13 protein-coding genes are annotated in these 12,399 nt (G+C 73.7%); 12 read left to right on the top strand and 1 reads right to left on the bottom strand.

Translation table 11 applies throughout. The annotated features are described in order from the left end of the window. Together ACFVHV_RS27030 and ACFVHV_RS27025 are read left to right on the top strand one after the other, a co-directional pair. On the top strand, positions 1–570 hold a 570-nt coding region (locus tag ACFVHV_RS27030), incomplete at its 5' end, for a TetR/AcrR family transcriptional regulator (protein WP_380354193.1). Between the two features lie 126 nt (positions 571–696). Next, complete coding sequence (locus ACFVHV_RS27025; protein WP_380354190.1) at positions 697–2,652, top strand: PIG-L family deacetylase; 1,956 nt, start codon at positions 697–699, stop codon at positions 2,650–2,652. A 76-nt stretch (positions 2,653–2,728) separates the two neighbouring features. Here the strand turns inward: ACFVHV_RS27025 and ACFVHV_RS27020 are convergent, their stop codons facing one another. Next, positions 2,729–3,160, bottom strand: coding sequence for a GNAT family N-acetyltransferase (locus ACFVHV_RS27020; protein WP_359908263.1), 432 nt, complete (start codon positions 3,158–3,160; stop codon positions 2,729–2,731). Positions 3,161–3,306: 146 nt separating this feature from the next. On the opposite strand from ACFVHV_RS27020, the gene ACFVHV_RS27015 reads away from it, so the two are divergent. The 10 genes from ACFVHV_RS27015 to ACFVHV_RS26970 all read left to right on the top strand — a co-directional run bounded on the left by ACFVHV_RS27015 (position 3,307) and on the right by ACFVHV_RS26970 (position 12,399). Further along, entirely contained in the window at positions 3,307–4,995 is a 1,689-nt protein-coding gene (locus tag ACFVHV_RS27015; RefSeq protein ID WP_380354187.1) for an enoyl-CoA hydratase-related protein, read from the top strand. Between the two features lie 132 nt (positions 4,996–5,127). After that, the gene (locus tag ACFVHV_RS27010) at positions 5,128–6,201 is read left to right on the top strand and encodes a hydrogenase expression protein HypE (RefSeq protein ID WP_359908258.1); all 1,074 of its coding nucleotides are present in this window, start codon (positions 5,128–5,130) and stop codon (positions 6,199–6,201) included. Between the two features lie 118 nt (positions 6,202–6,319). Next, positions 6,320–8,107 (top strand): nickel-dependent hydrogenase large subunit, encoded by a 1,788-nt coding sequence (locus ACFVHV_RS27005; protein ID WP_359908256.1) that lies wholly within the window; start codon positions 6,320–6,322, stop codon positions 8,105–8,107. Further along, the gene (locus ACFVHV_RS27000; protein WP_359908253.1) at positions 8,104–8,571 is read left to right on the top strand and encodes a thioredoxin; all 468 of its coding nucleotides are present in this window, start codon (positions 8,104–8,106) and stop codon (positions 8,569–8,571) included. Before ACFVHV_RS27005 ends, ACFVHV_RS27000 begins: the two co-directional genes overlap by 4 nt. After that, positions 8,568–9,215 carry a DUF5947 family protein gene (locus ACFVHV_RS26995; RefSeq protein WP_359908250.1) on the top strand — a complete coding sequence of 216 codons (648 nt, stop codon included), beginning with the start codon at positions 8,568–8,570 and terminating at the stop codon, positions 9,213–9,215. The genes ACFVHV_RS27000 and ACFVHV_RS26995 overlap by 4 nt, the downstream gene beginning before the upstream one ends. Further along, positions 9,212–9,856: a DUF6084 family protein gene (locus ACFVHV_RS26990; RefSeq protein WP_359908247.1), complete on the top strand. Its 645-nt coding sequence runs from the start codon at positions 9,212–9,214 to the stop codon at positions 9,854–9,856. The genes ACFVHV_RS26995 and ACFVHV_RS26990 overlap by 4 nt, the downstream gene beginning before the upstream one ends. Further along, a complete protein-coding gene (locus tag ACFVHV_RS26985; protein WP_380354182.1) occupies positions 9,853–11,226 on the top strand; it encodes a hypothetical protein in 1,374 nt (457 codons plus the stop codon). The genes ACFVHV_RS26990 and ACFVHV_RS26985 overlap by 4 nt, the downstream gene beginning before the upstream one ends. Further along, positions 11,223–11,735: a hydrogenase maturation protease gene (locus ACFVHV_RS26980; RefSeq protein WP_380354180.1), complete on the top strand. Its 513-nt coding sequence runs from the start codon at positions 11,223–11,225 to the stop codon at positions 11,733–11,735. Before ACFVHV_RS26985 ends, ACFVHV_RS26980 begins: the two co-directional genes overlap by 4 nt. After that, positions 11,729–11,833, top strand: coding sequence for a DUF6893 family small protein (locus ACFVHV_RS26975; protein WP_380354177.1), 105 nt, complete (start codon positions 11,729–11,731; stop codon positions 11,831–11,833). Before ACFVHV_RS26980 ends, ACFVHV_RS26975 begins: the two co-directional genes overlap by 7 nt. 164 nt (positions 11,834–11,997) lie before the next feature. Next, entirely contained in the window at positions 11,998–12,399 is a 402-nt protein-coding gene (locus ACFVHV_RS26970; protein ID WP_359908238.1) for a hydrogenase maturation nickel metallochaperone HypA, read from the top strand.

Raw genomic sequence — 12,399 nt, 5'->3', positions numbered from 1 at the left:
CCTCGGCAGATGGTCCGCCCGGGCGGGCGCAGCGCCCGGGTCCAGGAGGCGGTGCACACCGCGGTGCGCGAGCTGCTCGCGGAGGTGGGCCGCGAGGCGCTCACCGTGCCGATGGTCGCCCAGCGGGCCGGTGTCACCCCGTCCACGGTGTACCGCCGCTGGGGCGACCTGGCCGAGCTGCTGTCCGACGTCGCGGTGGAGCGGCTGCGCCCCGACACCGAGCCCGCGGACCGCGGCGGCCTGCGCGCCGACCTCACCGCCTGGGCCGAGCAGTTCCTCGACGAGATGGCCTCCGCCTCCGGCCGCGCCTACGTCCGCGACGCCCTCCTCGGCGACCCGGACGGCGGCAACGCCGGCCAGTGCTCGGCCTACGCCGCCGAGCAGCTCGCCCTGGTCCTCGCCCGCGCCCGTGCGCGCGGCGAGGAGGCCCCCGGGGTCGAGGCCGCCATGGACCGCCTCGTCGCCCCCCTGATGTACCGGATCCTGTTCCGCCCCGCCGGCCTCGGCCCCGACTACGCCCGCCGCCTGGTCGCCGACCTGCTCGGCAACCCGTCCCCCGCGTCGGACTGACGGTCCGTCAATCATCTTTCCCCCGGGGCAAATGCGCGGAATGCGGCTGATGGCGCCGTCCGTCCGATCATGGGTTAGCCTCCTCGTGGCGTGATCACATGCCGGTCTCGAAGTGGGGGGAATCGCATGGCAATCGGACGACGGCAACTACTCGCCTCCGTCGCGCTCACCGCCCTCGCCGCACCCGTCCTGGCCAGGGGGAGCGCGACCCGCGCGGTCGCGGCCGAGGGCACGGGCGCGGCCGCGGGCACACCGGCGGCCGCCGGCGACGGGCCGCTGTTCCTGCAGGTCGTCGCGCACGAGGACGACGACATCCTGTTCATGAACCCGGACCTGTCCAACGCGCTCGCCAACGGCACGCCGTCCGTCACGGTGTTCGTCACCGCGGGGAACATCACCGGCGACCCGTGCGCCACGGCCTGCTGGGACGCCGACGGCGATCCGCTGCGCACCTGGAACCGGCAGATGGGCGCCGTCAACGCCTACTCCCGGATGACCGGGGTCGGCGACACCGACCCGGGGACCGACGAGGTCGGGCACTGGACGGCCGAGGCGTGGACGGTCGCGGGCAAGCAGGTCGAACGGTACGTCCTCAAGGGCCGGCCGGTGCACCTGATCTTCCTCAACCTGCACGACGGCGGGCTCGCCGGCGTCCTGGCCGGTGGCACCGACACCACGGTCGTCCCGGTCGGCAGCAAGCTGTCCGGGCCGTCGACCTACACGGCCGCGGACGTCGTCGAGGTGCTGCGGCAGGTGATGGTGACGTACCGGCCGACGGTGCTCCGGGCCCAGGACGAACTGCCGGACAGCCGCTACTCGGGCGACCACGCGGACCACGTCACCGCCGCGAAGTTCGCCGGCGAGGCGGCCCGGCTGTACGGCGGCTCGCTGATCCAGGTGAACTACCGGGACTACAACATCAGCGACTCCCCGGTGAACCTCGACCCGGCGACGACCGGCGCCAAGGGCGTGTTCGTCTCCGAGTACGCGAGCCACGACCACTCGCCGAACTACTCCGCCGACTGGTTCTCCCGGATGTACTACCGCTGGTCGCGGGGCACCTCCTGGGCCGGGCTGAACCAGGACGGCCGGCCGCAGGTCTTCGTCGTCCGGGCCGGCGCCCTCGTCACGTACTGGCGCCAGGCGGACGGCAGCTGGGGCGGTCCGGTGCGGATGGCCGACCCGGGCGGGCGGCTGGCGCCGGGCATCGCGGTCGGCACCAACGCCGACGGTCGGCTGGAGGTCTTCGCCCGCCGCCTCACCGACCACCACATCGTCTCGCTGCCGCAGGGCACGCCCAACGGCTGGTGGTGGAACTCCTGGGCCGACCACGGCAGCCCCAACACCGGGCTCGGCAACGAGGCCCAGGTCGGCGTGCCCGTGGTCGCCAACTCCCAGGACGGGCGGCTGGAGATCTTCGTCAAGAACGGCGGCGGCGGCCTCAGCAGCATCTGGCAGACCACCCCGGGCGGCGTGTGGACGCGCGACTGGGCGGACCTGGGCGGCACCGACCTCCAGGACCCGGTCACCGCGATCCGCAACGGCGCCGGGGCGATCGAGGTGTTCGCCGCCACCCGCACCGGCATCCTCGGCTGGTGGCAGAGCGCCCCGAACGGAATCCTCAACGGCCCGGCCCCGATCCCGGACGCCCGGCCGGCGAGCCCGCCCAAGGCCGCGCTCGACCAGGACGGCCGCATCGAACTCGCCTACCGGGAGGCGGGCACCGGCGCGATGCTGGTCAGCTACCAGACCCGGCCCGGTGGCGGTTCGTGGAGCCGGACACCGGCCTCCCTCGGCGGGCACGGGGGAGTGGGCGAGCCGGCCGCGGCCACCCTCGGCGGACGGGTCGTGCTGTTCGAGCGCAACGGCGGCGGCGGGGTGAGCACCACCGCGCAGACCGCCCCGAACTCCGGCTACGACAGCTGGCAGGACCTCGGCGGCACCGTCCTCGACTTCCCGACCGCGATCGTCGACGGCGGCGGGGTGCTCCACGTGTTCGCCATCGGTACGGACGGCCGCGTCCGCTTCCGCACGGGCACGACGGCCGCCGCCTTCGGCGACTGGCAGGTCCTGCCGCTGTGACCCCCCGCCCGGCGGCCGACCGGGGACACACCCCGTCGGCCGCCGGGCTCGGGCCGTCGAACCGGCCGAGGGGCCGTCAGCGGCCGCCCATCAGCCGGTACATGCCGATCGAGTCGTGGGTGGCGGTGTCCGCGAAGCCGAACTTCTCGTAGAGGAAGCGCGCGGGCCCGTCCGCGATCAGCGAGACGTACGCGGTGGCGGGGGCCCGGCGCTCCAGTTCCTCGGTGAGGGCCGCCATGATGCGCTTGCCGAGGCCGTGGCCCTGGTGTGCGGGGTGGACGCAGATGTCGGTGATCTGGAACGCGGTGCCGCCGTCGCCGATGATCCGCCCCATCCCGACGGGCTCGCCCTCGTGGTGGAGGACCACGCCGTACCAGGTGTTGGGGAGGGCGAGCGCGACCGCCTCGGGGGCCTTGTCGGAGAGGCCGGCGTCGGTGCGCAGGCGGCGGAAGACCTCGACGGCGGGCACGCCGGGACGAAGCTCGTAAGGGTCACTCACTGGATTCATAGCTTACATGCTACCCGCTCGGCGCCGTCGCCCGGCTCCGGCCGCTCGGGTGAACGCGCGGCGCGACATGCCGGACGCGGCGGGGGGCCGCGAGGGCGGAAGCGATGATCACCGGGTTCCCGGAGCACCCCCCGTCGGAGGCGGACATGCGGATTCTTCTCCTCGCCAGCGCGTTCAACAGCCTCAGCCAGCGGCTGCACGCCGAACTGCGCGACCGGCGTCACACCGTGGACCTCCAACTGGCCGGTGACGAAGAGGAGTTGCTCGACGCGGTGCGCCGACTCAAGCCCGACCTGGTGCTCGCCCCGATGCTGCGCACCGCGATCCCGCGGGAGCTCTGGTCGCAGCTCACCTGCCTGATCGTCCACCCCGGCCCGCCGGGCGACCGCGGCCCCTCCTCCCTCGACCGGGCGATCCAGGACGGCCGCACCGAATGGGCCGTCACCGTGCTCCAGGCCGAGGCGGAGATGGACGCCGGGCCGGTCTGGGCCTCGGCGCCCTGCCGGCTGCCGGAGTACGGCAAGAGCGACCTCTACCGCAACGAGGTCGCCGACGCGGCGGTGGCGGCCGCGCTGCTCGCCGTGGAGCGCGTCGCCTCGGGCACGTACGCGCCGCAGCCGCAGTCCGGCCCCGGCTGGAGCGGCGCCGTGCGCACCCGGCCCGTCCTGCGCCAGGAGGAGCGCCGGATCGACTGGGCGGCCGACAGCACCGAGGCGGTGCTGCGCAGGCTCCGCGCCGCGGACTCCCGGCCCGGAGTGCTCGACGAACTGTGCGGCGGCACCTGGTACCTGCACGGCGGGCACCGCGAACCGGTGCTGCGCGGCTGCCCGGGCGACCTGCTCGCCACCCGGGCCGGGGCCCTGTGCCGGGCCACCACGGACGGTGCCGTGTGGATCCCCGAACTGCGCCGCCGCACCCCCGGCGGCCCCGCGGGCGTCAAGCTCCCCGCCGTGACGGCGCTCGGCGGCCTGCTCCCCGCCCTGCCGGAGCTGGCGGCGCCCCTGATGCCGGGCGAGCAGGACGGCCCCGTCTGGTCGGACGTCCGCTACCGGGAGGACGGCCCGGTGGGCTTCCTGCGCTTCTCCTTCCCGGGCGGCGCGATGTCCACCGGCCACTGCCGCCGCCTGCTGGCGGCCTACCGCTTCGCCGTCGCCCGCCCGACCTCGGTGCTGGTGCTCGGCGGCGGCCGGGACTTCTTCTCCAACGGCATCCACCTCAACGTGATCGAGGCCGCGGCGGACCCGGCCGTCGAGTCCTGGGACAACATCACCGCGATGGACGAACTGGTCGACGCGGTGCTCACCACCACCGACCGGCTGGTGGTCGCCGCCGTCGGGGGCAACGCGGCGGCCGGCGGGGTGATGCTGGCGCTGGCGGCGGACGAGGTGTGGTGCCGCGCCGGCTCCGTCCTCAACCCGCACTACCGGCTGATGGGGCTGTACGGGTCGGAGTACTGGACGTACAGCCTCCCGCGCCGCCTCGGCGCGGCGGCGGCCGAGCGGCTGACCCGCCAGGCGCTGCCCGTCTCCGCGGCCACCGCCGAGCGGATCGGCCTGGTCGACCGGGTGCTCGCCTGCGGGCCGGAGGAGTTCGGGCCGTCCACGGCCCACCTGGCCGGGCTGCTCGCCGCCTCGCCCACCGCCCACCAGCGGATCGCGGCGAAGAAGGCCGCGCGCGAGGCCGACGAGCGGACGAAACCGCTCGACGCCTACCGGGAGGAGGAGCTCGCGGTCATGCACCGGCAGTTCTTCACACCCGAATCGCCGTATCACGCGCTGCGTTCCGCGTTCGTCCACAAGCGCCCGGTGCCGACGGGGCCCGCGGCGCGACCGTGACCCGAACGGCCCCGCCCGGCTTGCCTCCCCGGGCCCCGGCGCGCGCCGCGCGGACCGGCGCCCGGCCCGGACCGTTGCTATGACTGGCTTCGAGCCATTCCCTCAGGCTCCCATCCCCGAGGAGGCATCCTCATGGGTGCTGCAACAGCTGCAACGACTGCAACAGCTGCAACCACCGACACCGACGTGGTGCACATTCTCTGGATCAACGCGGGCCTCAGCTGCGACGGCGACTCCGTCTCGCTGACCGCCGCGATGCAGCCCAGCATCGAGGAGATCGTCACCGGCGCACTGCCCGGCCTGCCCAAGGTCGCGGTGCACTGGCCGCTGATCGACTTCGAGTGCGGCCCGGTCCAGGGCGCGGACAACTTCGTCGAGTGGTTCTTCAAGGCCGACCGCGGCGAGATCGAGCCGTTCGTGCTGGTCGTCGAGGGGTCCATCCCCAACGAGAAGATCAAGAAGGAGGGCTACTGGTGCGGCTTCGGCGACGACCCCGCCACCGGTCAGCCCATCACCACCAGCGAGTGGCTGGACCGACTCGCCCCGAAGGCGACCGCCGTGGTGGCGATCGGCACCTGCGCCACGTACGGCGGCATCCACGCGATGGCCGGCAACCCGACCGGCGCCATGGGCGTGCCGGACTACCTCGGCTGGGACTGGAAGTCCAAGGCCGGACTGCCCATCGTCTGCGTGCCGGGCTGCCCGATCCAGCCCGACAACTTCGCCGAGACGCTCACCTACCTGCTGTACCAGCTGGCCGGCTCCGCGCCGATGATCCCGCTGGACGACAAGCTGCGGCCCGCCTGGCTGTTCGGAGCCACCGTGCACGAGGGCTGCGACCGCGGCGGCTACTACGAGCAGGGGCAGTTCGCCACCGACTACGGCACGCCCGAGTGCCTGGTGCGGCTCGGCTGCTGGGGCCCGGTCGTGAAGTGCAACGTCGCCAAGCGCGGCTGGACCAACGGCATCGGCGGCTGCCCGAACGTGGGCGGCATCTGCATCGCCTGCACCATGCCGGGCTTCCCGGACAAGTTCATGCCCTTCATGGACCCGCCGCCCGGCTCACGGGTCTCCACCAACGCCAGCAGCGCGTACGGCGCGCTGATCCGGCGGCTGCGCGCGATCACGCTCAACACCCTGGACAAGGAACCGAAGTGGCGTCACTCCGGCCGCCACCTGACCACGGGCTACCGCCCGCCCTGGTGACCGCCGCAGGGCCGCACACCGTCCGGTGTGCGGCCGCCGACGGCCCCCGCCCGTTCGACGACCCCCCCCCGCCCGCTCGCCGGGGCCCGCTCCCAGAGACAAGGACACGACAGCAACGATGGCAACACCGACCACCAGGGCGGCCGGCGACGGCAGCGGCCTGACCGAGATGTCCTGGGACCCGATCACCCGCATCGTGGGCAGCCTGGGCATCCACACGAAGATCGACTTCAAGCAGAAGCGGGTCGCGGAGTGCTACAGCACCTCCTCGGTCTTCCGCGGCTACAGCGTCTTCATGCGCGGCAAGGACCCGCGCGACGCCCACTTCATCACCAGCCGGATCTGCGGGATCTGCGGCGACAACCACGCCACCTGTTCCGTCTACACGCAGAACATGGCGTACGGGGTGAAGCCCCCGCACCTGGGCGAGTGGATCATCAACCTCGGTGAGGCCGCCGAGTACATGTTCGACCACAACATCTTCCAGGAGAACCTGGTCGGGGTCGACTACTGCGAGAAGATGGTCCGCGAGACCAACCCCGGCGTCCTGGAGCAGGCCGAGCGCACCGAGGCCCCGCACGCCGGCGACCACGGCTACCGGACGATCGCCGACATCATGCGCTCGCTCAACCCCATCGAGGGCGAGTTCTACCGCGAGGCGCTCCAGGTCAGCCGCTACACCCGGGAGATGTTCTGCCTGATGGAGGGCCGCCACGTGCACCCCTCCACGCTCTACCCGGGCGGCGTCGGCACCGTCGCCACGGTGCAGCTGTTCACCGACTACCTGACCCGGCTGATGCGCTACGTCGAGTTCATGAAGAAGGTCGTGCCGCTGCACGACGACCTCTTCGACTTCTTCTACCAGGCCCTGCCCGGCTACGAGGAGGTCGGCCGGCGCCGGGTCCTGCTCGGCTGCTGGGGCAGCCTCAACGACCCGGACCACTGCGACTTCACCTACCGCAACATGACGGACTGGGGCCGGCGGATGTTCGTCACCCCCGGCGTCGTGGTGGACGGCAAGCTCGTCACCAACGACCTGACGCAGATCAACCTGGGCATCCGCATCCTGCTCGGCAGCTCCTACTACGAGGACTGGCAGGGCAAGGACCTGTTCGTCACCCACGACCCGCTGGGCAACCCCGTCGACCCCCGCCACCCGTGGAACCAGCACACCATCCCCGCCCCGCAGAAGCGGAACTTCGACGACAAGTACAGCTGGGTGATGTCCCCGCGCTGGTTCGACGGCAAGGACCACCTCGCCCTCGACACCGGCGGCGGCCCGATCGCCCGGCTGTGGTCCACCGCCCTGTCCGGGCTGGTCGACATCGGCTACATCAAGGCCACCGGCCACAGCGTGCAGATCAACCTGCCCCGCTCGATGACCAAGCCCGAGGTCACCTTCGAGTGGAAGATCCCGCAGTGGAGCAACGCCATCGAGCGCAACCGCGCCCGCACCTACTTCCAGGCGTACGCGGCCGCCGCCGCCCTGCACTTCGCCGAGAAGGCGCTCGACGAGGTCCGCGCCGGGCGCAGCCAGACCTGGGAGCGCTTCGAGGTGCCGGACGAGTCGATCGGCTGCGGCTTCACCGAGGCCGTGCGCGGCGTGCTCTCGCACCACATGGTGATCCGCGACGGCAAGATCGCCAACTACCACCCGTACCCGCCCACCCCGTGGAACGCCAGCGTCCGGGACAGCTACGGCACGCCCGGCCCGTACGAGGACGCGGTGCAGAACACCCCGATCTTCGAGGAGAACCCCCCGGACACCTTCAAGGGCATCGACATCATGCGCGCGGTGCGCAGCTTCGACCCCTGTCTGCCCTGCGGCGTGCACATGTACGTCGGCGGCGGGCGCACCGTGCAGACCATGCACGTGCCCACCGGCCTGAGCGGGCTCACCGCATGACGGCCGAGCGGACCGGGCAGCGGATCCACGAGGCCCTGGACGCCCTGGCCGGCAGCGGCGCCGAGCAGGCGGGCGAGCAACTGGTCCGGGAACTCATGGAGTTCTACGGCCAGGGCCTGGCCAGGATGGTCCCGGCGCTGCCCCCGCCCGCGCTGGACCGGATGCTGGACGACCCGGCCGTCGCCGGGGTGCTGCTCCTGCACGACCTGCACCCCGAGGACCTCCCCGCCCGGATCGACCGGGCGCTGGCCGCCCTGTCCGAGCGGGTCGAGGTGGCCGGCTTCGACCCGGCCACCGGCGTCCTGCGGCTGCGCCGCACGGCCACCGGCTGCGGCTGCGGCGAACAGGACGTGGAGGCCGTGCTCGCCTGCCACGCGCCCGAGGTGACCGCCGTGGAACTGGAGCGCGCCCCGCAACTGCTCCAGATCGGCACCCGCCCGCCGCAGCCCGCGGAGGCCCGATGAACACCCGCCGGATCTCCCGCGACGGGACCGCCCTGCTGCACCGGCTGCGCGAACCGGCCCCGCCGCGCCCCGAGCAGTGCGCGTTCTGCGGCCGGGACCTGCCCGCCGGCCACCGCCACCTGGTGGACGTCGAGGAGCGCGCCCTGGCGTGCGCCTGCACCGCCTGCGGCCTGCTGTTCCAGCAGCCGGGCGCGGCCGGCGGCCGCTACCGCACCGTGCCGGACCGCTACCTCGCCGACCCGGCCCACGAGTTGGACCAGCAGGCCTGGTCGGTTCTGGGCATCCCGGTCGGCACCGCCTTCCTGTTCCGCAACACGGTGATGGACCAGTTGCTCGCCTTCTACCCCGGCCCGGCCGGCGCCACCGAGAGCGAGCTGGACGAGGCGACCTGGCAGCGCGCCCTCGGCGGCAGCCGGCTGGCCGACGCCCTGGAACCGGACGTGGAGGCGCTGCTGCTGCGCCGCACCGAGGAACGCGTGACGTGCCTCCTGGTGCCGATCGACGTCTGCTACGAGCTGGTCGGCCGGCTGCGGCGGTGCTGGCACGGCTTCGACGGCGGCGCCGAGGCACGGGCCGAACTCGACGCGTTCTTCGCGCGGCTGGCCGACCGGGCCCGCCCGCTGCCCGCGGAGGTGACGGCGTGACGGCCCTCGCCTTCGCCTGCACCGGCGTGCGGTCCGACCCGTACGCGGCCGGGCCGACCCTGGTGTTCCGGCTGCGCATCACGGCCCCGGCCGACACCCGGGTGCACGCCCTCGCCCTCCAGTGCCAGCTGCGGATCGAACCGGGCCGCCGGCCGTACGGCGACACCGAGGGCGAGCGGCTGACCGACCTGTTCGGCGAGCGGCAGCGCTGGGCCACCACGCTCAACCCGGTCCAGTTCGCCACCGTGCCGCTCCTGGTGCCCGGCTTCACCGGCGGCACGGAGATCGACCTCTCGGTGCCCTGCACCTACGACCAGGAGGTCGCCTCGGCCCGCTACTTCCGGGCGCTGGACGGCGGCGAGGTGCCGCTGCTGCTGCTCTTCTCCGGCACCGCCTTCTCCGGCCCCGGCGGCTTCCAGGTCAGCCCGGTGCCCTGGGACCGGGAGGCCCGGGTGCGGATGCCGGTGCGGGTCTGGCAGGAGGCGATCGACCGGCACTTCCCCGGCAGCGGCTGGCTGCGGCTGCCGGAGGACGTCATGGACGAGCTGCTGGCCTACCGCTCCCGGCGGGCCCTGCCCTCCTGGGAGGCGACGGTGCGCGAGCTGCTCGCGGCGGCCGCGATCGGGGGGACGGTCCGGTGAGCGGCTTCCCGGAGCGGATCGAGCGCGGCTTCGCGGCCGCCCGGCAGGTCGCCGACGCGGTGCTGCTGGAAGGCTACGTGCTCTACCCGTACCGCGCCTCGGCGGCCAAGAACCGGCTGCGCTGGCAGTTCGGCGTCCTGGTGCCGCCCGAGTACACCGCGGTCGGCGGCGAGCACTCCCACCAGCGCACCGAGTGCGTGATGGAGGCGCGCGGCGGGGACCTGCTGGCGGTCGAGCTGCGCTTCCTGCGGGTCCAGCGGCGCACCGTCGAACGGGCCACCGCCGCCGGCTTCGAGTCGGTGGAGCGCCTGGAGCTGGCCGACCGGGACCTCGTCGAGTGGGACGAGGGCGCCGAGGAAAGGGTCGAACTCCTGGTCCCGGTCGAGGAGGTGGACGGCGAAGGGGTGCAGCGGCCGTTCCGGCTGCCGGGCGTCGGCGAGACCGGTCTGGTGCACGAGGACGGCGCCGTCGTCGGCCGGGTGGTGCGACGGCGCGAACAGGTCGACGGCCTGGTCTGGCTGCGGGCCGAGGAACTGCCCGGCCCGTACCGGGCGCAGCGGCTGACCGTGGAGGTGGAGAACACCTCCCCCTGGAGGCCGCCGCGGGGGGCCACCCGCGACCAGGCCCTGCCGCACTCGCTGGTCTCCGCGCACCTGCTGCTCGGGCTGGAGCACGGACGCTTCCTGTCCGTCACCGACCCGCCCGAGTGGGCCCGCCCGGCCGTCGAGCGGTGCCGCAACGAGCGCACCTGGCCGGTGCTGGCCGGGCCGGACGGCGACCGCTCGGTGGTGCTGTCCTCGCCGATCATCCTGGAGGACCACCCGCGGATCGCCCCGGAGAGCCTCGGCACGCTGTACGACGCCACCGAGATCGACGAGATCCTGGCGCTGCGGACGGCCGCCCTGACCGAGGAGGAGAAGCGGGAGGCCCGCGGCACCGACGAGCGGGCCGGCGCGGTGATCGACCTGGCCGAGTCCATGCCCCCCGAGGTGCTGGAGCGGCTGCACGGGGCCATCCGCGGGCTGCGCGAGGTCACCGGCGGCGGCGCCGTCGACGGCGGCGAACAGCCCTGGTGGGATCCGGGCGACGACCCGGCGGTCGACCCCGAGCGGGACCGGGTGCTGGTCGACGGCCACGAGGTCGGCGCCGGCAGCCGGGTCCTGCTGCGGCCCGGCCGGCGGCGCACCGACGCCCAGGACCTCTTCCTGGACGGGCGGACCGGCGTCGTGGAGGCCGTGCTGCACGACCTCGACGGCTCGGTGCACCTGGCCGTCACCGTGGAGGACGACCCGGGCGCCGACCTGTGGCGGGCCCAGGGGCGGTTCCGCTACTTCCAGCCCGACGAGGTCACACCGCTGGAGGGATCGTGACGGCGGGCTCGACGGTGCTGGTCGCCGGGGTGGGCAACATCTTCCTCGGCGACGACGGCTTCGGCGTCGAGACCGTCCGGCGGCTGTCCGCCCACCCGCTGCCGGCCGGCGTCGAGCTGGCCGACGTCGGCGTGCGCGGCGTGGACCTCGCCTACCGGCTGCTCGACGGCCACCGCACCGCCGTCCTGGTGGACGCCACCTGCCGGGGCGGGGCGCCCGGCACCGTCTACCTGATCGAGGCGGACACCGGAGAGGCGCTGGAGGCGCCGGTCCTGGACGGGCACCGGATGGGGCCGGACGCCGTACTGGCGCTGCTGGCCACGCTCGCCGCCGGCACCGGCGGCGAGCCGCCGGAACGGGTGCTGGTGGTCGGCTGCGAGCCGGCGTCGCTGGAGGAGGGCATCGGGCTGAGCGAGCCCGTCGCCGCCGCCGTGGAGGAGGCGGTCCGAGTGGTCCTGCGGGTCGTGGACGAGGCCGCGCAGCCGGAGAAGGAGACAACACCATGCTGAGGAAACTGTTCTGCGTCGCCCTGCTGGCGGGCATCGGCGCACTGGTCTGGCAGAGCCTGCCGGACATCAAGCGGTACCTGCACATCTCCCGGATGTGAGCCGTGCGAGCCGTGTGAGCCGATGTGACCGGAGGTGATCCGAGGTGGGGAGCGGATTGCTGCGAACGGCGCAGCCCCGCGTGCGGTGGCGGCGCGGCTGCGGGCCGACGCCGCCACCGCGCCCTGTAATGGGGCGCGTTGCCGCCCGCTCCGGGAAGGGACCCATGCACGAGATGTCGATCGCCGAAGCCGTCGTCGAGCAGGTGGACACGGCCGCGCGCGAACACGGGGCCCCCGGGGTGGCGCGGGTGCGCCTGCGGGTCGGGGAGCTGGCCGGCGTGGTGCCCGAGGCCCTCGACTTCTGCTTCGAACTCGCCTGCACCGGAACGCTGGTGGCGGGCGCCGTGCTGGACACCGAATCCGTCGCGGCCCGGGCCCGCTGCACCCCCTGCGCGGTCGAGTGGGCGGTCGGCATGCCGCCGGACCTCGGCTGCCCGAGCTGCTCCGGCGGTGGTGGCGTCGAGCTTCTGTCCGGCCGTGAACTGCAGATCCTCGATGTCCAGTGGGCCGAAGCCCGGGACGTCGGGGCCGAGGTCCGGGACGTCCGGGCCGAACAGAAAGGCTGA

The organism is Kitasatospora sp. NPDC127116, assembly GCF_042677365.1.
In the GTDB taxonomy this organism is placed as follows: domain Bacteria; phylum Actinomycetota; class Actinomycetes; order Streptomycetales; family Streptomycetaceae; genus Kitasatospora; species Kitasatospora lactacystinica.
This window is presented reverse-complemented; position numbering and strand designations above follow the sequence as displayed.